Genomic DNA, 22,883 nt, shown 5'->3' with positions numbered 1-22,883 from the left:
TGACAGAGGTGTAAGGTGGTTAAAGTTACTCCATATCTGGAGTTCGATGATGAAGCGCAACAGCTTTTCGACCGTACCTGTAGTGAGACGGTTCATTTAACCTTTTCAGAATCGGCGATTTTGGCACATTTGTTGACCATGCCAGACGCTATTTGCGATAAAGACTTGTTATTACAGGTTGGATGGCCAGACCGCGTGGTGGCTGCAACGTCGCTAACACAGTGCATCAGTACGCTGCGTAGAAAGCTCGAACCCTACCCTGAAATTCAATTGAAGACTATTGCCAGACGCGGTTACCAGCTGCATGTGTCGGCAAAATCCCATGTGACCATGCTGGCGGTTAATGATGCTGAATCAATAAAAGATGCATTGATTGATGTGTCATTGATGGTCAAAATCGGCGGCATTTTAGTGTTGCTTGGTATCATAGCAACGCTTTGGTATGGCAGTGACTATCATCAAGTGATGAAGCAGACGGGACATTGGCAAGCGGATAAGAGTATCGACCTAAATATTGGTGGCACGACGCGGCCGTTGACGCTTATCTATCCTCGTGATGAGCAAAGTTTACATCCTTCTATGTGGCAAAAGCATATTGCTCCTGAGACAAACAAGATCGTCGGCATGGATGCATTCAATGGCTTTGCGCTGACTGATGGCAACCACTATTCGGTTGCCACTTGTCCACCAGATGCTGCAGGCAATTGTGTTGGTGAGCACATTATTAATCTTACCGCCACGGACCTCGCCCCGGCAGGGCTAGACATGCAACAATTTATGGCGTTGAGTGAGTTGATGGAAAATAGAATTCGTTTTAATCGAATACTTATCCCTGCTACTGCGTCAGACAGTGCCGACTTAGTCGAGCATCATTATCATGGCGATATCTACTTCCCCGTGGCTAATGAATTGCTGGTACGGGCAGATATGAGTATCTCTATGGTGTATGAAAAACCGTTAAGCGGTAAGTTTTACTCTAGCGCCTGCATTACCGATCAAGACTGTATGACCACGCCAATCAAGTATCAGGTACGAGGTATATTTGAGCAATACCGGCAGCAGATTGGTGAACTTGACGTCGATGTATTCCATGTCAAAGTGCAACAAAAGGATTTGATAAAACCGGATGTTGTTAGCGACTCGGCGATGCATTTTTATCGAGAGATCCGTAAGCATAATATTCGTGATGAAGAGCTGTTTTATTACCGTATCTACACAGATAAGGAGACGGCTGTTTGGGTGGTGCCGTTACTTGGTAACCTGATCACTTGGACAAAGTATGAAAAAGTTGCGTTATAGCCGCAGACAGTAAAAAGCCCTAACCGCTGGAGGTTAGGGCTTTTATGAAGCTGGCATTGAGTTATTTTATGAAGGCGAAGGCATCACCATATAGATGTTGCTCTTCTACACCAATAGTGCGGAACACTTCTCGTGCAGCACCCACCATATCGAAACGGCCTGCAATGTATATGTCGTAGCCGTTAAGGCTCACGAAATCTTGCTTTATCTGAGTAAGTAGGTTGGCTTGTTTACCTTCCCAATCAGCGGTTGCTTCTTCGACAACCGGGACGAAATGGAGCCATGGATGAGCTTGATGCCATTGACGGGCAATAGATTCATAATACATCGCATCTTGATTACGGCAGCCCCAATATAGGGTTGTTTCTACTGTTTGCCCCAGGGCAATTTGCTGCTCAACAATACTCTTAATGTAAGAGAAACCGGTACCTCCGGCGATTAACAGACGAGGCCTGCGGCTATCGCTGCGCAGGTAGGCGTCACCACCGGGTGCTTCGATATCGATATACTCACTGTTTTGTAGCTTTTCGACCACTTGCATTGGGTAGCTCTCGCTAACCGCTGCGCCAATGTGCAACTCAATTTTTTCGGCATTAGGTGCTGAAGCAATTGAGAAAGGACGTTTATCTTTTTCACCCATTACGACGCAAAGATATTGACCTGCTTTATAGTCAAAGCCGGTCTCAGGGGCTAATGTTACCTGGTAAACGGCATCATTAAAGGCAGTAACATGTTCTACTTTACAGCGAATGGTGTTCATTAATTTTCCTTCTAGACCCCTCTTTGGGGGCTTGCTTTTACGCTTAATACTTGACTAATTATATCGGTTATTATGTCGCTTGGCGCTACTAAAAATTCAATATGTTAATTATGCTAAATATTTCAGTTGATTAGCGCCTAATTACAGTGTTGGTGCATCATCGATACCCAACTCATCCCATATTTTGTCGACCTTTTGTTTAACGGCCTCGTCCATCACGATAGGGGTGCCCCATTCGCGATCGGTTTCACCAGGCCACTTATTGGTAGCATCCATACCCATTTTGGAACCTAAGCCTGCTACTGGTGAGGCAAAATCAAGGTAATCGATAGGAGTGTTGTCTATCATCACAGTGTCGCGTTTAGGGTCCATACGGGTGGTAATTGCCCAAATGACATCATTCCAATCACGGCAATTAACATCTTCATCGACCACAACAATAAACTTGGTATACATAAACTGACGCAAGAACGACCAAGCACCCATCATGACCCGTTTAGCATGACCTGGGTATTGCTTACGAATGGAGATCACCGCCATGCGATAAGAGCAGCCTTCAGGCGGCAGATAAAAGTCGATGATTTCTGGGTATTGCTTACGTAATATCGGCACAAATACTTCATTGAGCGCCACACCTAGCATGGCTGGCTCATCGGGTGGACGGCCTGTATAGGTGCTGTGGTAGATGGCATCTTTGCGATGGGTAATATGGGTTACGGTAAACACAGGGAACTCATCGGTTTCATTGTAATAACCTGTATGGTCACCATAAGGGCCCTCTTCTGCCATCTCATTTGGATCGATATAACCTTCTAAGATAATTTCGCTGGTGGCAGGGACTTCAAGGTCGCAGCTAAGCGCCTTACAAACTTCGGTGCGCTCACCACGGAGTAACCCTGCAAAAGCGTACTCACTCATAGAGTCTGGTACGGGGGTCACAGCACCTAAAATCGTCACGGGGTCGCTGCCTAGGGCTACAACCACAGGGTAACGCTCACCTGGGTGTTTCTCTTTAAAATCTTTAAAGTCGAGTGCGCCACCGCGATGGTCAAGCCAGCGCATGATCAGCTTATCTTTGCCTAACAGCTGCTGACGATAGATACCTAAATTTTGTCGTTTTTGACGTGGCCCCTTGGTGATGGTGAGTCCCCAAGTGACCAGTGGCGCGACATCTCCAGGCCAGCAATGTTGAATTGGCAGTTGGGTTAAATCGACATCATCACCTGTTAACACCACCTCTTGGCAAGGCGCATTGCGTACCGTTTTAGGTGGCATGTTCAGTGCTTGCTTAAACATTGGGATTTTAGCAATCGCATCTTTAAAACCACGAGGAGGCTCTGGCTCTTTCAAAAAGGCCAATAGCTCGCCTACATCGCGCAGTGCCAGTGGGTCTTCTTTGCCTAGGGCCATGGCAACACGCTTAGGTGTGCCAAATAAGTTGGCCAGCACGGGCATGGTTTTGCCAACAGGATTTTCAAACAGTAATGCAGGGCCCTTGGCACGCAAGACACGGTCGGCGATCTCTGTCATCTCTAAATGTGGATCGACAGCATAGCTAATACGTTTAAGTTCACCATTGCTTTCAAGGTGATCAATGAAACTGCGTAAATCCTTAAAACTCATATGGAAATACTCGTGCTGAGAAAAATGTGATATGGCGCGCACTATACCATTTTTGAACGCTATTCCCAAATGACTTCAGTGGTCAGTTAGTGACAGTAGAGCCTTGCTTTGACCCTTAGTGGAATCGGCGTAAACTGGCAGGAATATTCACGGCGGGAATAGGTGATATGAATAAGATAAGACAAGCTAAAACGAGCGGGCTGTTTTTGCTACTGAGTATCGGTTTTGGATTATGCTCAGTATCTATTAATGCGTCGGAATTAGCGCGGCATCATGATCGCTTTCAGTGGACCAGTAATGTTTGGGTGCAACCAACATGGAGCTCGAGTTGGGGAGTCGGCTGGCACAATGGTTATGGTGATCCTTGGCGAGTCGGTATTGGGTTTAATACAGGTTATCCCTATTGGAATCATCATTACCGTCCTTACTGGAGAAACAGTTGGCGTTATCCTTATCGTTATGAGCGGCGTGAATATGTAGAAGAACCTAAGCCGCGCGTGATCGCGCCATCGCAGAGCATCACCACTAGCGTACAGGTTAGCCATGGGATTAAGCGTTTACCCGCCAATGCAAGAGTCAAGCAGAAGAACGGCCGTACTGTCTATGAGTGGCAAGGTATTGAGTACGTTTATGATTGGACAACTGAGCGTTACAAGGTAATAGAGTAAGCTCGCTTGGTTTAGTGCTTACTATTAGAATGAGTTGTTTTTGATGGTTGAATTAAAAAGTTGGAGAGTTTGATGAAGTACCAATGGATATTGTTTGATGCCGACGAAACCCTGTTTCATTTCGATGCATTTAAGGGATTGCGTCTTATGTTCTCGCGTTTTGGCGTGGATTTTACTCGTGAGGACTTTGATATTTATCAAACCGTTAATTTACCTCTTTGGGTTGACTATCAAGACGGAAAAATTAGTGCTGCGCATCTACAAGTCACACGTTTTCAGGCTTGGGCTGAAAAGCTGAAAGTCAGCGCGCAGCAATTGAATGATGCCTTTTTAACGGCGATGGCCGACATTTGTACTTTATTGCCTGGCGCTGAAGAGTTAGTTAATGCGCTACATGGCAAAGTCAACATGGGCATTATCACTAATGGATTCACCGCGCTACAAACCATACGTTTACAGCGCACCGGTTTATTACATGCTTTTTGTCCCGTAGTGATTTCAGAAGAAGTTGGTGTCGCGAAGCCAGATTTGGCTATTTTTGAACATGCACTCTCTCAGATGAATCATCCAGCCAGAGAACACGTGCTGATGGTGGGCGATAATCCTCATTCTGATATTCAAGGGGGACTCAATGCGGGTTTTGATACGTGTTGGCTAAATCATAACAACCAGCTGACGCCTGAAGGGATCATGCCTCACTATCAGGTGAGCTCTTTGGTGGAGCTACAGCAGTTACTATTTAAGCCATAAGTAGACTGGCTGTTCAGCAGCCCGTTACGACAATCTCGAAACTCGGTGCCTGATTGCTGCTCTGAGCCTGCGTATATTTCAGGTAGCAGTTGTCCCCGCTCGATTTTTTACTTGGATGCATAAAACGGATAAAGGGTTCCGCTTTATTGTTGTGGAAGTACCAGTCGGCAGGGTCATCGGCATTAAATATGGCATCGGCAAAAGTGGCCTGCAACAGCAGATCCCAAGCATTGGCTGAGTCTGCTGCAGGATATCCATAGGCGAGTTCGACCTGATCGCCATTGAGACTAATTTGAGTGCTAGGCTGGGTGGCTAAGTTTTCGATCATAGCCTTGGCGTGTACTTGTGGCAGCGTGCCGCTCATTTCACCTTTTAAGCCTTGCAAGGCGGCAATCCTAGCGTCCGACTGGATATTGATGAATTTAGGCAGTGCGACTGTCGCCAATATCGCCAAGATAATGATGGTGACGACCAACTCTATCAGTGTAAATCCGTTTTGTTTCATTGCATTCAATACCAAGTTGTTTGCGTTTATTTTACACCGCGAAACATGAATCGACAGCTGAATACGGATAAAAAGGTTGTTTTTAAGGCATTTGTCAGCAAAAAGCGCCTTAATGGATTATTTGTTGCTCAGTTAGTGAAATTTGGGCTTTACATTTAAAGTCCATTTCCTTACTATTCTCGGCGTTCGGAGAGATGGCAGAGTGGTCGAATGCACCGGTCTTGAAAACCGGCACGGGTTTATAGCCCGTCTAGGGTTCAAATCCCTATCTCTCCGCCACATTAAGAAAAAAGGCTTCCAGTAATGGAAGCCTTTTTTCGTTTAATTTAATGTCTTTTATAAAAGGCTTACCAAAGCAGCTTTAACAGGGATTTCGATTGTTTAAAGCCAGCTATCTCAGTGCCACAATAAGAAAGCCCATTATCGAAAGATAACGGGCTTTCTGCTATTTGTACTGTTTTAACTGAATCACTTGAACCTAGAGTTCTTTTTTCTCGTTTAGTTTGATGCCTCTTTAAAAAGGCTTATGAAAACGGTTTGAGCCCTGAGATTCTCGGTTTTTATAGTGATACCTTTCAGATAAGCGCAAGTTTCAAGCCTCAAACTTTCTCTCCGTTAGATAAACATCTAACTCAACGCAAAATAGATATCCGTGACTAATTCGTGTTCTGCAACTTCGGGGAAGAAGTTGTGGTATTCAAAGTAGAGTGGAAAGTCTCTCAGTTCTTCGCCACTGTCTGGTAGCCACTCGCGATAGAACTGATAGATTTTCGCATCCATTTGGTCGTGTGAACCATGATGACGGATCACTGCGCAGCGCCCACCCGGAATGATCTTGGTTATTACGCCAAAGTCATTGGCGGCAACATCCTGATTGACTGAGCCACAGATATCGAAGCGAAATGCGTCGGGCGTGACCGTATTTGGGTCGTTTAAGGGAATGCCTAAGGTTTGACTGCTGTCCAAAGGAGACTCGCCACTCTGTTTACGCCATGTGATGAATTGTTGAATCGATTGGTTGAGTGATGCAGGGCTGCCCTGATGCTCCAGCGCCGCCACCTTAATGTTGCTTGTTTGGCTGATATTAACTTGCACAGTTTCTCTCCTTGTGATGTTAACGTTGGCATATTGTGCGCTCCATGCTTCCCACTTAGGGGTTAACCTGAACTGAGACGGTGTTTGTTGGAACTGCGCTTTAAAAGCTCTCGAGAAGGATTCGCTGTTTTCGAATCCTGCACTGAGGGCGATGTCGGTGATTTTCAGTTGTGGATGAAACACCAAGCGATAGGAGGCGCGCTTAAGGCGTAACATAGTGATGTATTTGCCTACATTGATGCCGGTATAGACCTGAAATTGACGATGGAAATGATATTTAGAAAAGTGCGCGACGGCGCTGAGCTGTTCGACACTGAGGGGCTGCTCCAGATGTTTGGCAATATAGTCGCAAACCGCCTCGATACGAGTACTGTATAGGTGCTGAGCTTCTTTGTTCATATCCATCTCGTTTTCAAGTGAGAGGTTATTGTGCGTTGATGGGACAGTTTATACCTGACCGAAATTGCTCAATAGTGCTTTAAAAGCCTCTGTGTTTCCAAAAGGCGGAGATCTGGCTATCTTCGTCGTTCAAATGCACATTAAAGGTTTTCTCCGCGACAACTTTGCCTTTTAGTTCTAGCGTCATACGCCATTTGCCGACTTTATTGTATTCGGGTGCCCAGATGGTGTCACCGAGGTAAAACTTCCAGTCATTGGAGTCGACATATACCTCGCCATCAAATGGTGGGCGGACATCACCGTTATCATCAGGAATGCTGGGATGATAAATGCAATATCTTAGTTTTTGGTTCTTGGCTTTTTTGATGTTGGCGATAAAGCCAAATTCGACATCAATCTCGGCGGGAACATGCACCGTTGCTTTAGTGAGCTTAGGTAACGCTGCGCTCTCGGCATCCCATTGGGTAAATATACCTGCATGTATGATGGTGACATCGGCTTTTAACTTGGACACAAAAGCACTCTGTGGTGGTGAAAACCACTAGTTTAGCAATCTGTCGTGCGGCTTACTAGGGGGTTAAATAGCAAAGGGGTTGCTGTGGCAACCCCTGCTAATCATGTAAATCGTAGAGACTCTTTACCTTGTCGAAGGCACGGATCTATTGGTGATATTTCACCGCCATATCAATAAGTGGCTCACGACTGGCTTTTTCTGCACGCAGTCTGGCTAGATAGTTCTCCCAGCACTCGACCTGATTTACCGCGAGATCATGCAGCACTTTCCAAGAGTAAAGTCCGGTATCATGGCCATCGTCGAATACGATTTTTACCGCGTAGTTACCCACTGGTGTAATGGCGGTGATATTGACGTTTTTTTTGTGGGTGACCAATACAGGATTACCATGGCCATGTACTTCTGCAGAGGGAGAATAAACTCGTAGTAGCTCACAGCTAAGTGAGTAAGTTTTCTCATCGGCAAAGGTGACCTCTAACAGGCGTGATTTACGCTTGAGTTTGAGACCGGTAACAAGAGGGTCTTTTGCTTGAGCTGTCATTGGGTGGCCTTTTATGAAAATAGGGCCTTAGGCCCTATTGATATTACAAAATGAAGCGACTGAGATCTTCATCTTGGACTAAGTTATCCAGATGCGCATTCACATAGTCGGCATCAATCACTGTGCTACTACCTGATTTGTCTGATGCCTCGAAGGAAAGATCTTCCATTAGGCGCTCCATAACGGTATGGAGACGACGGGCACCAATGTTTTCAGTGCGCTCGTTCACTTGCCATGCAGCTTCAGCAATACGATCGATACCGGATTCACTAAACTCAACCTTAACGCCTTCAGTTCCCATTAGCGCCACATACTGCTCAGTCAGTGAAGCATGAGGTTCAGTTAAAATACGTTTGAAGTCATTTGCAGTTAACGCTTGTAATTCAACACGAATAGGCAATCGACCCTGAAGCTCTGGAATTAAATCAGATGGCTTGGACATTTGAAATGCGCCCGATGCAATAAACAGAATATGGTCAGTTTTAACCATGCCATGTTTAGTGGTCACGGTGCAGCCTTCTACGAGCGGCAGTAGATCACGCTGTACCCCTTCACGAGAAACGTCTGGACCAGATGACTCGCCGCGCTTACAGATCTTATCTATCTCATCGAGGAACACGATACCGTGTTGCTCTACCAGCTCAATAGCTTGCTCTTTAAGGTCATCTTGATTAACTAATTTGGCCGCTTCCTCTTCTATGAGCAGCTTATAGGCCTCTTTGATTGGCATCTTACGACGCTTGCTGGCTCCTGGCCCCATATTTTGGAACATGCTCTGCAATTGATTGGTCATCTCTTCCATGCCTGGTGGAGACATGATCTCAATGCCTACTTGTGGCGCAGAGATATCGATTTCAATCTCTTTGTCGTTCAGTTGACCTTCGCGCAGCTTTTTGCGGAATACCTGACGAGTGGCTGAATTGTCTTGATTTTCGCTATCCCAATCCTCTTTTGGCTTAGGCAGCAAAGCATCAAGAATACGCTCTTCGGCGGCTTCTTCGGCTCTAAATTTACACTTAGCCATCTGCTCTTCACGGGTAAGCTTAATGGCGGCATCGGTGAGATCGCGAATGATCTGCTCGACTTCTTTGCCCACATAACCCACCTCGGTGAATTTGGTGGCTTCAACCTTGATAAATGGGGCTTTAGCGAGTTTGGCTAGACGACGGGCAATTTCAGTTTTACCGACACCCGTTGGGCCGATCATCAAGATGTTTTTAGGGGTGACTTCTTGGCGCAGATCCGCTTCGAGCTGCATTCGGCGCCAGCGGTTACGCAGGGCGATAGCAACAGAACGTTTGGCGGCTTGTTGGCCAATGATGTGACTATCCAGTTCATGAACAATCTCTCTCGGCGTCATCTCAGACATAGTTTTCCCTTAATGCAGATGCATAGGTTATTGATTTCGAGCTTAACTCAAAATCAGTAATTGAGTTCTTCAATCGTTTTAAACTGGTTGGTGAACACGCAGATATCACCAGCAATAGTTAACGACTTTTCAGCGATCTCTTTGGCGCTTAGCTCGGTATTCTCTAATAGCGCCGTTGCAGAGGCTTGAGCGAAATTACCACCAGAGCCGATAGCAATCAGATCGTTCTCGGGTTGTACTACGTCACCATTACCCGTAATGATCAATGAGCATTCACTGTCGGCGACAGCCAGCAGCGCCTCAAGTTTACGTAGCACTTTATCTGAACGCCAATCTTTGGCCATCTCGACAGCGGCGCGCATTAAATGACCTTGGTGCATCTCTAATTTGGCTTCAAAGCGCTCGAAGAGCGTGAATGCGTCTGCGGTGCCGCCTGCAAAGCCTGCTAATACTTTGTTGTGATAAAGGCGTCGAACCTTTTTTGCGTTTCCTTTCATCACTGTATTACCCAGTGATACTTGGCCGTCACCGGCTATGACAACTTGATTGTTGCGACGTACTGAAACGATTGTGGTCACGATATTTCCTCTTCTCTAGCCGAAGGGTAGGAAACCCGTCGGTGGACAATGTTTAAGATATGGGGGATGGGGTTTGGAAATTCAAGGGATGAAAGCCGTCGTTGATTAACTATCCCTCTATTTTAAGACTTAGGTGAGTGTAAGTGGCCAGAATGTAGATGTTTACTGCATTGTTCTGCGTAAAAAGTACTACATAATCGCTAATACTTTAGTGGGGGGTGGTGTGAGTAAAACTAGTCTATTGGTGTCTTTTGTTTAATACCTTAGCTGGATGATGAAAAGGTGGCCAAGCAGCATACTTTTGCCTGTTAGCGCTAGCTAACGGTTTTTCTCGGAGATCGAGAATCAAGAAATAGGTCGCTGTGCATATTGTCAGCTAGCTGAAGTGCATGGTGAAGGTTGTTTGGGGACGTTGACTCATTGAGTTCATCGGGTTGCGCTCCAGTATCTAGTAATCGCAAGTTTCTAGCGCGGTGTTCAAAGCGCATATGAATATTGCTTAGGACAACATCATTGTTCGTCGATGGTGATTTGGTTGGCCAACGAAATGGCTAATCTAACTCTTATTTTGTAAAGGATATTACAGATGACAAAGCTACTTCCACTGGCCGCTGCTATCGCAATGGCATTCGGTACTGCTCACGCTGCAGAGAGTACTGCGACTACGTCTCAAAATGGTTCAGGTAATACAGCAACAACGATGCAAACGGGTACCAATCACAATGCGACAATCGTAACGTCTTTGGGTAATAGCAGCTCTGCTGCTGTCACCCAATCTGGTGATGCTCAGCTAGCGAATATTACTCAGGCTGGCGGCGTTGATAGCTCAAGCGCAATCATTAATCAGACAGTGCAATCAAACACTGCCAGTATTAATCAGGTACACATGTTTAATACCCAAGCCTTGGTTAACCAAAATGGTACTGGTAACAATGCAGGCGTTGATCAACAGCACGTAGATGACACCTCTGCAACCGTACAGCAAGATGGTGAAAGTAACGTCGCAGATGTTAGACAGTATGGCTTCGGTATCCACAACCCAGCTGGCTCAAGCATTACCCAAACAGGTAATGGTAATAATGCGACTTCAGATCAAGATACATCGACTGATGCGCTATCGACGATTACTCAAACGGGTAATGGTAATACAGCAAATGTTGATCAATTGAATGGTGCTGAGCGCTCAGAGGTTTTAGTGACGCAAACAACCAATAACTCAACGGCTGCAGCGACGCAAAACAATTCAGCTGACTCTAGAGTGACGATTACTCAGAATAGCAGTGTTGCTTCAGCGACAGTGACGCAGTCTAACGGTGGATTCAACACCGCTTCTGTGACGCAAACTGACTTCAGTGACACAGCGTCGGCAACAGTGACACAAAATGGCAATAACAATGACGTGACGACTTACCAAGAGCATGTGTTCAACACCACGTTAAATGTTTCTCAAAATGGTGATCAGAACACCGCATCTGTCAATCAAGAACATGTTAATAACAGCACAGCGTCAGTTGATGTGACGGGCAGTAGTAATACGTCAACGGTACGTCAATATGGCTTTGGCGCTCATGAGCCTGCATCTGCGACTGTGGTAACTGCAGGTAATTTAAACAATGTTAATATCAATCAAGATGACTCTTTCCAAGCGGTAGCAAGTGTTAATCAAGTGGGTGATAGTAACGTTGCTCTAGTGGCTCAATTAAATGAGTCAGACAACTCTGAGGTTTCTATTTCTCAAATTGATGCGAGTCAAAGCGGTAACGTGAATGTGGTACAGGATCAAGCAGAAGATTCGTTGGTGACCGTACAGCAGTCAGCGGTATCTGGTTCAGCGGTTGTTGTGACTCAAGGCCCAGGTTCTGCGTTGACCGCTAATGTAACACAGACAGGTTCTGTTGGTGGCAGTGCAACTGTAGACCAAGATGGCTCAACGCAAAATGCGACCGTTAACCAAGGTGGTCTAGATAATATTGCTAACGTCTATCAAACTGCATCATTAAATATGGCGAATGTTAGCCAGTTTGGTGAGTTTGGAACGGCTGATATTGACCAAACTGGTGCAGACAACGAAGGTTGGGTAAACCAGTCTGGTGGCGCTTATAACGACGCAGTATTGCTGCAAGATGGTTCTGAAAACTACGCTAGCATTACGCAATCAGGTGTAGGTTTTGATGGTTCGCAAAACCTAGCGACGATTAATCAGTATGGCACAACAGATTGGGCTTCAATTACCCAAACTGGCGGTGCAGGTAATACAGCGACTATTACTCAAAACTAATAGGGTTTAGAGTAGTAAAATGTAAAAAAAGCCAGCTTTTGCTGGCTTTTTTTATTATCTATTGGGCACTCAGGTTGTTGAGTGTAGACTGTCATTAACTGCCTTCCCAAAACCAAATTTGGCAACCATTTAAACCGCCACGTTGCAATATATGACGATGTTTCTCAGCCGCACGTTTGCGATCATAAGGGCCTAAAACAACCTTATACCAAATACCACTGCTCCCTTCGACTTTACGCACTTGCGCTTCGAGCCCTTGGAAAGCGATCATGGCTTTCATTTGGTCTGCTTGAGATTGCTTTCTAAAGGAGCCACACTGCATTTGATAAGGGCGAGTCGGCGCGGTATTTTCTGGAATATCCACCTCAACTTGCTTGTTTTCCAGCTCCTGCTGATAGGTCCACTCTTCCTTTGGTTTTGGCGGTAGCGCATTAGGATCTTTTTTCTGCACCTGCGGCTTAACGGGTTGAACAACCACAGGTTCTGGCGTTGTGTCCGTTGCGCTGTCGTTAATGCTCCAAAGAAAATAGCCGAAGCCACCCACTAAACTGACAGTAACTAAAGATAGCAGCAGTGGGAAACGCTTTGGCGCAGGCTGGGCAGACTTGCGTCTGCCCCCTTTAGCCTTGGTTCGTCCTTTGGACGCTGGCTTTCTATTTGCGTAATCGCGATTGCTCATCTTACCGCCTTACTTTACATGCGCTCTAAGGTTTCGATGCCAAGTAGATCTAAACCTTGCTTTAATGTTTTAGCAGTAAGTTGTGACAGCAGTAAGCGACTTTTCTTCTCTGCTTCTGAATCAGCAGCCAGTACCGGGCACGCTTCATAGAAGCTAGAGAATGCGCCAGCAAGCTCAAATAGGTAACCACATAGTGCATGTGGCTGACCTTTAGCGACCATACGGTTTAGCACTTCGCCAAATTGCGCCAGTTTGCTGCCGAGTTCTTTCTCTTTATCGTGCTCAAGCTTAATGCTTGCATCACTGAGATCGATATCTGCGGCACGTTTGAAAATACCCGCGACGCGAGTATAGGCGTAAAGTAGGTAGGGTGCTGTGTTGCCTTCAAAGCTCAGCATCTGCTCAAAGCTAAAGATATAATCGCTGGCACGGTTTTTAGATAGGTCAGCATATTTTACTGAACTAATGCCGACAACTTTAGCAATCTGTTCTAGCTCTTGCTGGTCCATATCTGGATTTTTACTACGCACTAACTCTAAGGCTCGAGTTTCCGCTTCGCTCAGCAGATCAACTAATTTAACTACGCCACCAGAACGAGTTTTGAATGGGCGACCATCTTCTCCGTTCATGGTGCCAAAGCCCATGTGTTCAAGGCTCATTTCTGGCTTGACGAACTTGGCCTTACGCGCCAGGTTAAACACTTGTTGAAAGTGCAGGCCTTGGCGTAAATCAACAAAGTAAAGCGCGCGATCGGCGTTAAGCACATTTGAACGGTAGCGCATAGCAGCCATATCGCTGGTCGCATACAGATAACCACCATCGGCCTTTTGGATGATCACTGGGAGTGGTTCACCCTCTTTGGTTTTAAATTCCTCTTGGAATACCACTTTGGCGCCATTGCTTTCAGCGAGTAAGCCTTGGGTGTCCAAATCGAGCACTACTTGCGCTAAGTCGTCGTTGTAGGCACTTTCACCGCGAACATCGGCGCGAGTTAGGCTGACACCTAAGCGGGCATAGACATCGTGGCAGTGACTCAATGAGATGTCGTTAAACTCTTGCCATAGTTTGTTGCAGTAGGCGTCGCCTGACTGAAGTTCAACCACGAGCTTACGGGCACGGGTGGCGAACTCTTCTGACTCATCGAAACGTACTTTTGCTGCGCGATAGAAGCTTTCTAAATCTGACAGCTCCATTTGAGCCTGTTCGCCATTTTTGGCGCGCAGCTCTTCCATGTAGGCCAATAGCATACCAAATTGGGTACCCCAATCGCCTACGTGGTTTTGACGGATCACCTTATGGCCTTGAAACTCCAGTGCACGTACCACACTGTCACCAATGATGGTTGAACGTAGGTGGCCTACATGCATCTCTTTGGCGAGGTTGGGGGACGAGTAATCAACGACCACGGTTTGTGGTGTCGGTAATACCACGCCTAAGTGCTCATCTTTGAGTGCAGCCATCAATTGATTAGCTAAGGCGCTTTCATCGATAAAGAAGTTGATGAAACCTGGGCCTGCGATCTCTACTTTTGAGACTTGGCTATCTTGAGGCAGGCTATCGATAATTAGCTGGGCTAATTCACGCGGATTTTTACGCGCCACTTTGGTTAACATCATGGCTAAGTTGGTGGCAAAATCACCGTGAGTTTTGTCTTTAGTTCGGTCTACCTGAATACGCGCTTCAAAATCGGCAGGAATGATCGCCTGCTGTTTTAGGGTATTGATGGCTTGTTCGAGCAAAGATTGAATATGTGATTTCATTGGCGTTTAATCGACAGTTACTTAAGATAAAAAGATTCAGGGATAACCGCGTATTTTAGCCGCTACTGGTGGCTAATTGCTATCCTCTAAGGCGAAATAACCCATCTATTTTGCATATTTTTAATTACAAAAGATCTTGTGGGTCACGATCTAGGCTCCAGCGACACTTTTTTGCCAAGGGGAGGGCTTCGATTTGTGGCAGCGCGACCTCGAACGAATGCTGCAGTTGACTACGTTCTTTTGTTTGAAACATTAGTTGACGACGGAATTTACCCGCTTTCTTATCCATCGGCGCAGGCATAGGGCCAATCACTTCGCAGTTATCATTCTGCGGCAAGATGGCGGCCACTTGATTAAGAAACTCATCGGCATCTTCTGGTCGATGTGCTTCGGCACGCAGCAGTAGCATGTGCCAAGCTGGTGGCAGCAGAGCTTGTTTACGCTCTTCGAGTTGACCGCGCGCAAACTCGCCGTAACCTTTGTGCATGAGCTCTCGTAGTATTGGATTGTCGCACTGATGAGTTTGCAGTAATACTGTTCCAGCTTTACGCGCGCGGCCTGCACGGCCTGAGACTTGTGTGTAGAGCTGCCCAAATCGCTCAGGTGCTCTAAAGTCGGCGCTAAATAGTGCACCATCGACATCAAGAAGGCCGACTAAGGTAACATCGGGAAAGTGATGTCCCTTTGCAAGCATCTGTGTGCCAACTAGGATTTTATATTCCCCTTTATGAATAGCGTTAAGGTGGCCTTCTAGCGCACCTTTTCGGCTGGTGGTATCTCTGTCGATACGCACTACTGGGTATTTAGGAAACTCCTTGGCTAACGCTTCGGCAAGTTGCTCGGTGCCGACACCTTGCCCCATCAGCATTGTACTGCCACATTGATGACATTGGCGCGGAATCGCATAGTGATTACCGCAATGGTGGCAGCGGATCTCGCCTAAGGACTGATGCACGGTAAAGAAGGCATCACAACGGTCACATTCATGGAGATGACCGCACTCATGGCACAACAACGCTGGTGAAAAGCCGCGACGATTGAGAAACAGTAATACTTGATTGCCTGCATCTAGATGAATACGCATTTCGTTAAGCAATGCGTGAGACAGGCCATTTTTTAGCGGTTGGTTACGTATGTCGACAATGCCTTGGCGGACTTTTTCTGCGGCGCCTGCACGCTGGCCTAAGCTTAAGTGGTGATAGCGTCCACTTAATGCATTTTGTAGGGTCTCCAGCGATGGCGTTGCACTGCCTAGCAGCACAGGGATCTTCTCTAAATGGCCACGCATAACGGCTAAGTCGCGGGCGTGATAACCGACACCTTCTTGCTGTTTGAAGCTGCTGTCATGTTCTTCGTCTAAGATTATCAGTCCTGGGTAGGGCATTGGTGTGAAGAGCGCCGAACGAGTACCGATAATAATCGCCGCTTCACCGCTTCGGGCCTGTCGCCAAGCGTTTAACCTTTGATTGTCGGTAAGGCCTGAATGGATCACCGCAACCTGTACATTAAATCTATGTTTAAACCTACTAATGGTTTGTGGTGTCAGGCCGATCTCAGGCACCAAAATAAGTGCCTGTAAGCCTTTTTTTAGCACACTCTCTAGCAGTGCTAGATACACCTCTGTTTTCCCTGAGCCTGTAATACCCTCTAGTAGTGTGCAGTGATACCCGCTTTGCTGATTAAGCGTGGCAACGGCGATAGCTTGTTCTGGGTTGAGTTGGTGAGGGTCTTCGCCAAGCGTCAATTCCTCTCGCCATGATAGGTCAAGCGCGTTGGCGCGAACCTCTTTAGCTATCCAACCTCGCTCAAGCAACGCTTTTAACGCAGCCTTACTCAGTTCAAGTGCATTGACTTCCTCTTGGGTTAAAGCGCGCTCAAGAAATAGAGTCATCACTTTTCTTTGTGCCGGAGCTCTTTTTAAGGTGTCTAAGTCAGCTGACTTTCCGTCGGGTGTTGCCAGAAAAAAGGTAGTGCTATTTGCGGTGACTTCGGCCCCTTTTCTCAGTGCAACGGGGAGGGCTTGCGAGAGCATCTGTCCAACACTGCAAAAATAGTAGCGGGCCGCCCAATGGGTCAATTTGTATAGTGAGTCAGGTAGTAGTGGTGCATCATCGAGAAATTCAATGACAGACTTTATCTGCTGAGGCGTGAGTGAGCAGGTGTTGCTTATGTCTGTGACTAAGCCAATTAGTTGCTGCCTGCCGAAGGGAACTTTTACCCTAATACCTTTATGTACGCGATGTTCATCTGCAGCGTTCACTTGATAACTGAAAGATTGACGCATAGGAACAGGCAGGGCAACTTCGACGAACACGGGCATAGTTTATCTAAAATCGGTTGAGAGATAATTGAAGTGTAACGACCCAATAAAGGCAGGGCTACAACTATCTGTTTCTTTGGTAAATGAGTCACCGTCTCGATGGGATTAATGTGACAAATATGTTGAATGGTTTTGGCTATTTGTGCTTAATAGAGGGATAGGTTTTGCATAAGACGACACCATGAAAACGACTCTATACATTTCGATACTTGCCGCATTATTGCTTTGTCCATTGGCCTGGGGAAAGGTCTCTCACGTCAGTATTAATCAGCAACAATTTAATTTAGGCGCCAGCCCTCGGCTCAAGGTCAATATTGTTACCGACACTAAGTTTGACAAATTACAGTTTGTGGTGGAACAGCGCGCTGGTAACGAGCGCTTGATGGTCAATCCAATCAATAGTTTTATGTTATTGCTATCGGGCGTAGAGGATGTCAGTGATCCTGATGCGCAATTAGTGATTAAAGAGTACCGAGTCAATCGTTGGTATGATGTCAAACGGTTAGCCCTGTTTAGTGGTAAAACTATTGCAGTCGCGCCTTCTGAACAGAACCTTAAGGCGCCCGTTCAGGTTCAATCGAATCCTGCCGCAACGGGAGGTGCAGAGTTAACGCCTAATCTGGCATCAGAGGCGATGGTGGATACTGGTTGCATGCTAGATTATTCCGGTAAGCAAACACTGTGGCGCCTCGGTTCCCATTATGGCGGGATTTGGCAACTCAATACCTATGGCGCTATTTTGGCTATTTTTGATGCTAATCCTAAGGCGTTTAGTGGTGGGGATATTAATCGACTAAGAGCTGACGCTAAGCTGGCTTGTCCATCAGAAGCACTTAAACAAGGTTATCGCGACGCAAAATTGGCTCGACAGATCTTTGAGTCAAAGTGATCGTCTTTATTATTACAAGATTTTGTTTTAATTGGTAAACAATGCCTTTGCCTGTTGTTGGTTACTTAATTAATAGTGTGGGTGCTTGTATCTATTGTTGCTATCCTGTAGTATCTCGCGCCTGAATATTCTATTAATTACATGTGGTACCTGACTTCGGGTTGGGAGTGCGACGTGGCCTTAAACTTGAGGTAATCCAAATGAAACCAGGCATTCATCCTGATTATGCTGAAATCACAGCAACTTGTACTTGTGGTAACGTTATTAAAGTAAACTCAACTGCAGGTAAGCCACTGCACTTGGACGTATGTGGTGCATGTCACCCATTCTACACTGGTACCCAGAAAGTTATGGATACCGGCGGACGTATCGACAAGTTCAACAAGCGTTTCGGTATGCTTGGCAAGAAGTAATTGTTACTTCTGCGTTGAACAAAAAAGGTGCCTATATGGCACCTTTTTTGTTATTTGCGTTTTACGTTTTCGATTGTGCTATAACTAGGGCAGTTGTTCGCCACTTGATCGAGGGATTTGATAAGCGATGAAGACAATTTTCGTGATGCTGACACTCCTGTTGTCGTTTACTGCTATCGCAGGTAATAGCGTTTGCGTGCCAACGCAGTATGATGAAACCGTTAAGCTGAAATATGTAAATGATGGCGACACTATTACGCTCAGTGATGATCGTCTTGTCCGTTTGATTGGTGTCGATTCACCTGAAATTGATCATCAGTACCCCGAATTATCTGAACCATTTGCCAACCAAGCTCGGCAATTCATGCAGCAGCACCTTACTCAAGGTCAAACTCTTCACCTCGCATTTGATCGGCGCAAGCTCGATCCTCACGGTAGGACGCTTGCTTATGTATACACTCAATCGGGTCAGCATCTACAAGAGTTGTTACTTAGCAATGGTTATGCAAAAGCAAGGGTCTATCAAAATGACTACTTTTGGCAGTGTTTGGCCAATATTGAACGTCAAGCTCGTGTTCAAAAAGTGGGGTTATGGGGACATCCAAGTTATCAAGCCAAGCGTGTTGATGAGTTAACCCGAGATGATCGTAATCGTTGGAGAGAGGTCAGAGGAGTCGTAACGGGTTTTGAAAGAAAAGGTCAGCATTTATGGTTAATTATTGATAATAAGTTTTATGTGGGCATACCTAGAGAGGAATCTGGTAAATTTAGCAACATTTTGACCCTAAACTTGCTTGAAAGCCCCGTAATTGTCCGTGGAGAGTTGTATTATTCCTACAAAAAGTGGCAGTTAATCAGTTACCATCCATCGCAGATAAGTCTACAAAATAAGCCTTAGACCATTTGGCTTCATAATAAACTGAAATTTTCTAATATCTTGTTTAAAAAGTGGCTTTATTCGAGTATCTTAGCGACTTAACAGCTCACAGTGTTAACAGTTGTAAAACTGTTGGCAGTGATAGAGATGTAAGACCTCACTCGAAATATCATTTGTCGCATTTTGCAGGATTATAAAAATGGCCGATTTCCGTCAACAAGCCCTAGATTACCATGAGTTCCCCGTCCCAGGTAAAACCGCTGTTAGCCTGACCAAGCCCGCTGCCACCAGTATGGATCTGGCGCTGGCCTATAGTCCTGGTGTTGCAGAGCCTGTGCGTGAGATAGCCGCCAATCCTGACGATGCTTATCGTTATACTGCCAAAGGCAATACGGTCGCAGTGATCTCAAATGGCACCGCTATTTTGGGACTAGGTAACTTAGGTCCGTTGGCTTCTAAGCCGGTGATGGAAGGCAAAGCCTTACTGTTTAAGCATTTTGCCAACATAGATGCGACAGATATTGAAGTTAAACATCGCACCACAGAAGAGTTTATTAATACCGTAGAAGCGATTGCGGATACCTTTGGTGGAATTAACCTTGAAGATATCAAGGCTCCAGAGTGTTTTGAAATCGAAAAGGCCCTCATTGAGCGTTGTAATGTCCCTGTATTTCATGATGATCAACATGGTACGGCTATCGTAACCGCTGCAGGGATGATCAACGCGTTAGAGATCCAAGGTAAGAGATTGGAAGATGCGGTCTTTGTATGTATGGGAGCGGGGGCAGCGGCTATCGCGTGTATGACCATGCTGGTTAAGTGTGGTGTTCAGCGTGAGAACGTTTACATGCTTGACCGTAAAGGGGTTATCCATACTCGTCGTGAAGATATTAATGAGTATAAAGCCCTGTTTGCTAACAATACCGATAAACGTACCTTGCAGGATGTGATCAAGGGCGCTGATGCATTTCTTGGACTTTCTGGCCCTGATGTTTTGGCTGCTGAAGATGTGGCGTTAATGGCCGATAAGCCGGTTATTTTTGCTTGTTCTAATCCTGACCCTGAAATAAAGCCAGAACTTGCCCATGACGTGCGTAAAGATCTGATTATGGGAACTGGCCGCAGTGATTACCCTAATCAAGTTAATAACGTGTTGTGCTTTCCATTCATCTTCCGCGGTGCTTTAGATGTCCGTGCGGCGCAGATTAATGATGAGATGAAGATTGCTGCCGTGCAGGCTATTGCGGCGTTGGCGAAAGAGCCAGTACCGGCTGAAGTGCTGGCTGCTTACCCTGATGTCTCTGAACTGAAATTTGGTCCAGATTATGTCATTCCAAAGCCGATGGATACTCGCCTATTATCAAACGTAGCTAAAGCAGTAGCGCAAGCTGCCATCGACTCAGGTGTGGCGGCAGTAGAAAGCTTGCCTGAAAACTATATGGCTTAATGCTGTACTCAGTGTTGATAAAGGGCCTACGGGCCCTTTTTTATTGTGTAAAAGGGGGTTTGTTTGTATGGTGATTCATAGTCACTATTTTCCCAACTAGGCTTTATCGAGTGAAAAAAGAGTGAGGCGTTGTCCTCGGGTGACAGAAGATCTTTTTTTAGAAAATAAAAATAATAATCCTGCAGGAAGCGGAAATGAAATTGACTCAAATTTTGACTAAAAAGCTAACAGGATTCTGGCTACTCTCTTTAGCCGCTGTGGCATTTATTTTTTTACTTACCGCTTTGGTGAGTTTTGTGCAGTTAACCTTTAAATTTCAGCAACAACAGGTTTCAGAACTAGGCCGAATGTTAGCGAAACACCAGGTTGAACATCAGTTACAGCATCTCGATATTTGGTTACCACAAATTTTAGCGGCTTATGATACCCAGACCTTCGTATTGATGCATAAAGACGAAGTCCTATTTAGGTATGATCATGAGGAGTTAAAGTCAGGGGTTGTTAGCTATGAGCGAATCATCGACACCAGCAACCCGTTAGCCTTTCAAATCACTTTGCCGCAACCTTTTCTGTTGAAAAACATCAGTTGGCATGGGTTGTTAGTCTTGTTATTCGGTGTCGCAGCTATCGCACTATTTGTACGTTGGGGCTATCGGTGGCTCGCGCAGCAACTGGAAGGGATAGAGGACTTGGCTAAGCGCAGTCATCTTATCTTATCTGGCGACTACGACCGCGCTCTTGCAGAAAGCGGGCATGGCCGGCCGCGTTTAATTAATCGCGCGTTAACGCAGATGTTGCTAGAGCTTGATGATGCTCAAAAACAGCGAGCCCGATTCGATCAATTTATTCGCTCTAATACCTTCCTTGACCCTGAAACGGGTATCGGCAACCGTTTGTTTCTTAAAAATCGTCTCGACGCGTTGAGTAACGTCGATGGAATGATGGCTCCTGGTGTGTTGTTTCTGCTTGAGATGGAAGATCTGGATCTGCTGCAACAGCAGCTTGATGAATTTGCGATTCAAGATATGTTGGCGCAAACCATCAGCGGCATTAGCCAAGTGTTGGACTCTCAAGCAAATAGTATTTTCTCCCGCCGCTCATATAATCAATTTGCGATTGTCGTGCCGCAAATCTCACTGGCAGATGCTGAAAAAATCGCTGCCAAGCTACTCAAAATCTGTTTGGCACAGCCGCTCACTGCAATTGAAAAAGCTGACGATTTTTTCCATATCGGCGTGGCCTATTTTAAGGTGGGTGAAAGCAAGGAACAGCTGTTAGAAGAGGCTGAAATGGCATTGAGAGCAGCGCAATTTCAGGGCTGCAGTGGCTGGTTCATGTACGATAAAGGATCTGTCGATGAGGAGTTTGCTAAGGGCTCTGTACGTTGGCGTAGCTTTTTAGAATATGCACTGGTAAATAAGCGTGTGGTGGCTTTCTCGCAAGCGGTTTTAGACAGTGATGGTATTGAGCATCATAATGAAGTTTCATGTCGTTTACGCGATAACAGTGGCAATTTAGTCCGCGCAACGCTGTTTTTACCCATGGCGATTAAGTGTGGTCTGACACCACAGATAGAGCGACAGGTGATTGAAATCGTGCTGTTCGATCTGCTGGTGTCTCCTGAGAATCGACAGCGGCAATACAGTATTAACTTGAGCTTAGATACATTAACGAGTCGAGCGTTTATCCGTTGGCTCAAAACGACCCTGTTGGAATATCGTCACTTGACGCCCCAACTCATTTTTGAAGTCAATGAAGATATTGTCGTTAATCACCTAGATCGTCTAAAGGTGCCACTGGATATGATCAGTAAAATGGGCGCCAAACTGTGTGTTGATAGAGTTGGCCAGCAGGTGGTCAGTATGCAATACATTCAGGCCTGTCACTTTGACATTATTAAGTTGCATCGTTCCATTGTAAGGCAGATCCACTTACGTCAAGAAAATCAATTGTTTGTTAGGAGCCTGATCGGAGGACTGTACCGCACTGAAGTACAGGTATTTGCCGAGGGCGTGGAGTCATTCGAAGAGTGGCAAACATTGAAAATCTTAGGTGTTAGCGCAGCTCAGGGCAGCTTATTTAGCGACCCCATAGAAGAGTTGTAGTTTGGGTTGCCTGA

The 22,883-nt window shown here is 45.9% G+C and carries 20 protein-coding genes and 1 tRNA gene; 10 read left to right on the top strand and 11 right to left on the bottom strand.

The features are described 5' to 3' along the window. Positions 1 to 15 precede the first annotated feature (15 nt). Entirely contained in the window at positions 16 to 1,299 is a 1,284-nt protein-coding gene (locus BEL05_RS14230; protein ID WP_028762504.1) for a winged helix-turn-helix domain-containing protein, read from the top strand. A gap of 61 nt (positions 1,300 to 1,360) precedes the next feature. Here the strand turns inward: BEL05_RS14230 and fre are convergent, their stop codons facing one another. Next, positions 1,361 to 2,059, bottom strand: coding sequence for an NAD(P)H-flavin reductase (gene fre / locus BEL05_RS14225; protein ID WP_028762505.1), 699 nt, complete (start codon positions 2,057 to 2,059; stop codon positions 1,361 to 1,363). Between the two features lie 141 nt (positions 2,060 to 2,200). Further along, positions 2,201 to 3,682 (bottom strand): 4-hydroxy-3-polyprenylbenzoate decarboxylase, encoded by a 1,482-nt coding sequence (ubiD, locus tag BEL05_RS14220; protein WP_069671552.1) that lies wholly within the window; start codon positions 3,680 to 3,682, stop codon positions 2,201 to 2,203. A gap of 167 nt (positions 3,683 to 3,849) precedes the next feature. Between ubiD and BEL05_RS14215 the strand changes: the two genes are divergently transcribed. Then, positions 3,850 to 4,350: a hypothetical protein gene (locus BEL05_RS14215; RefSeq protein WP_037427918.1), complete on the top strand. Its 501-nt coding sequence runs from the start codon at positions 3,850 to 3,852 to the stop codon at positions 4,348 to 4,350. Between the two features lie 72 nt (positions 4,351 to 4,422). Next, on the top strand, positions 4,423 to 5,100 hold the full coding sequence (yjjG, locus tag BEL05_RS14210) for a pyrimidine 5'-nucleotidase (protein WP_069671551.1): 678 nt from the start codon (positions 4,423 to 4,425) through the stop codon (positions 5,098 to 5,100). Positions 5,101 to 5,113: 13 nt separating this feature from the next. Here yjjG and BEL05_RS21305 read toward each other — a convergent pair whose 3' ends face one another. Further along, positions 5,114 to 5,605 (bottom strand): type II secretion system protein, encoded by a 492-nt coding sequence (locus tag BEL05_RS21305; protein WP_069671550.1) that lies wholly within the window; start codon positions 5,603 to 5,605, stop codon positions 5,114 to 5,116. A gap of 188 nt (positions 5,606 to 5,793) precedes the next feature. Here BEL05_RS21305 and BEL05_RS14200 point away from each other — a divergent pair. Further along, positions 5,794 to 5,884: transfer RNA gene (locus BEL05_RS14200), tRNA-Ser, on the top strand. 348 nt (positions 5,885 to 6,232) lie between these two features. Here the strand turns inward: BEL05_RS14200 and BEL05_RS14195 are convergent. The 5 genes from BEL05_RS14195 to hslV form a co-directional block, all read right to left on the bottom strand. Then, positions 6,233 to 7,099, bottom strand: coding sequence for an AraC family transcriptional regulator (locus BEL05_RS14195; protein ID WP_069671589.1), 867 nt, complete (start codon positions 7,097 to 7,099; stop codon positions 6,233 to 6,235). A gap of 79 nt (positions 7,100 to 7,178) precedes the next feature. After that, positions 7,179 to 7,613 carry a DUF3859 domain-containing protein gene (locus BEL05_RS14190; protein ID WP_069671549.1) on the bottom strand — a complete coding sequence of 145 codons (435 nt, stop codon included), beginning with the start codon at positions 7,611 to 7,613 and terminating at the stop codon, positions 7,179 to 7,181. Between the two features lie 145 nt (positions 7,614 to 7,758). Next, complete coding sequence (locus BEL05_RS14185) at positions 7,759 to 8,154, bottom strand: gamma-butyrobetaine hydroxylase family protein (protein WP_069671548.1); 396 nt, start codon at positions 8,152 to 8,154, stop codon at positions 7,759 to 7,761. 43 nt (positions 8,155 to 8,197) lie between these two features. After that, positions 8,198 to 9,523, bottom strand: a complete 1,326-nt coding sequence (gene hslU / locus BEL05_RS14180; RefSeq protein ID WP_069671547.1) for an ATP-dependent protease ATPase subunit HslU — start codon at positions 9,521 to 9,523, stop codon at positions 8,198 to 8,200. 53 nt (positions 9,524 to 9,576) lie between these two features. Next, a complete protein-coding gene (hslV, locus tag BEL05_RS14175; RefSeq protein ID WP_028762514.1) occupies positions 9,577 to 10,101 on the bottom strand; it encodes an ATP-dependent protease subunit HslV in 525 nt (174 codons plus the stop codon). Positions 10,102 to 10,687: 586 nt separating this feature from the next. On the opposite strand from hslV, the gene BEL05_RS14170 reads away from it, so the two are divergent. Continuing rightward, positions 10,688 to 12,379, top strand: coding sequence for a beta strand repeat-containing protein (locus BEL05_RS14170; protein ID WP_069671546.1), 1,692 nt, complete (start codon positions 10,688 to 10,690; stop codon positions 12,377 to 12,379). A gap of 94 nt (positions 12,380 to 12,473) precedes the next feature. Here the strand turns inward: BEL05_RS14170 and BEL05_RS14165 are convergent, their stop codons facing one another. The 3 genes from BEL05_RS14165 to priA all read right to left on the bottom strand — a co-directional run bounded on the left by BEL05_RS14165 (position 12,474) and on the right by priA (position 17,138). After that, positions 12,474 to 13,058 carry an SPOR domain-containing protein gene (locus BEL05_RS14165; protein WP_069671545.1) on the bottom strand — a complete coding sequence of 195 codons (585 nt, stop codon included), beginning with the start codon at positions 13,056 to 13,058 and terminating at the stop codon, positions 12,474 to 12,476. A 14-nt stretch (positions 13,059 to 13,072) separates the two neighbouring features. Next, complete coding sequence (gene argS, locus BEL05_RS14160; RefSeq protein WP_028762517.1) at positions 13,073 to 14,818, bottom strand: arginine--tRNA ligase; 1,746 nt, start codon at positions 14,816 to 14,818, stop codon at positions 13,073 to 13,075. A 124-nt stretch (positions 14,819 to 14,942) separates the two neighbouring features. Continuing rightward, positions 14,943 to 17,138: a primosomal protein N' gene (priA, locus tag BEL05_RS14155; RefSeq protein WP_069671544.1), complete on the bottom strand. Its 2,196-nt coding sequence runs from the start codon at positions 17,136 to 17,138 to the stop codon at positions 14,943 to 14,945. A gap of 181 nt (positions 17,139 to 17,319) precedes the next feature. Here priA and BEL05_RS14150 point away from each other — a divergent pair, with 181 nt between their 5' ends. The 5 genes from BEL05_RS14150 to csrD all read left to right on the top strand — a co-directional run bounded on the left by BEL05_RS14150 (position 17,320) and on the right by csrD (position 22,869). Further along, on the top strand, positions 17,320 to 18,027 hold the full coding sequence (locus BEL05_RS14150) for a type IV pilus assembly protein FimV (protein WP_069671543.1): 708 nt from the start codon (positions 17,320 to 17,322) through the stop codon (positions 18,025 to 18,027). Positions 18,028 to 18,227: 200 nt separating this feature from the next. Next, positions 18,228 to 18,440, top strand: a complete 213-nt coding sequence (gene rpmE, locus BEL05_RS14145) for a 50S ribosomal protein L31 (protein WP_028762520.1) — start codon at positions 18,228 to 18,230, stop codon at positions 18,438 to 18,440. Between the two features lie 127 nt (positions 18,441 to 18,567). Further along, on the top strand, positions 18,568 to 19,338 hold the full coding sequence (locus BEL05_RS14140; protein ID WP_069671542.1) for a thermonuclease family protein: 771 nt from the start codon (positions 18,568 to 18,570) through the stop codon (positions 19,336 to 19,338). A gap of 178 nt (positions 19,339 to 19,516) precedes the next feature. Continuing rightward, entirely contained in the window at positions 19,517 to 20,764 is a 1,248-nt protein-coding gene (locus BEL05_RS14135; RefSeq protein ID WP_028762522.1) for a malic enzyme-like NAD(P)-binding protein, read from the top strand. A gap of 194 nt (positions 20,765 to 20,958) precedes the next feature. Further along, positions 20,959 to 22,869: an RNase E specificity factor CsrD gene (gene csrD, locus BEL05_RS14130; protein ID WP_069671541.1), complete on the top strand. Its 1,911-nt coding sequence runs from the start codon at positions 20,959 to 20,961 to the stop codon at positions 22,867 to 22,869. Positions 22,870 to 22,883: the final 14 nt, after the last annotated feature.

This window comes from Shewanella colwelliana (assembly GCF_001735525.1).
GTDB lineage: Bacteria > Pseudomonadota > Gammaproteobacteria > Enterobacterales > Shewanellaceae > Shewanella > Shewanella colwelliana.
The sequence above is the reverse complement of the archived record's forward strand: the minus strand, read 5'-3'. Positions and strand labels throughout refer to the sequence as shown.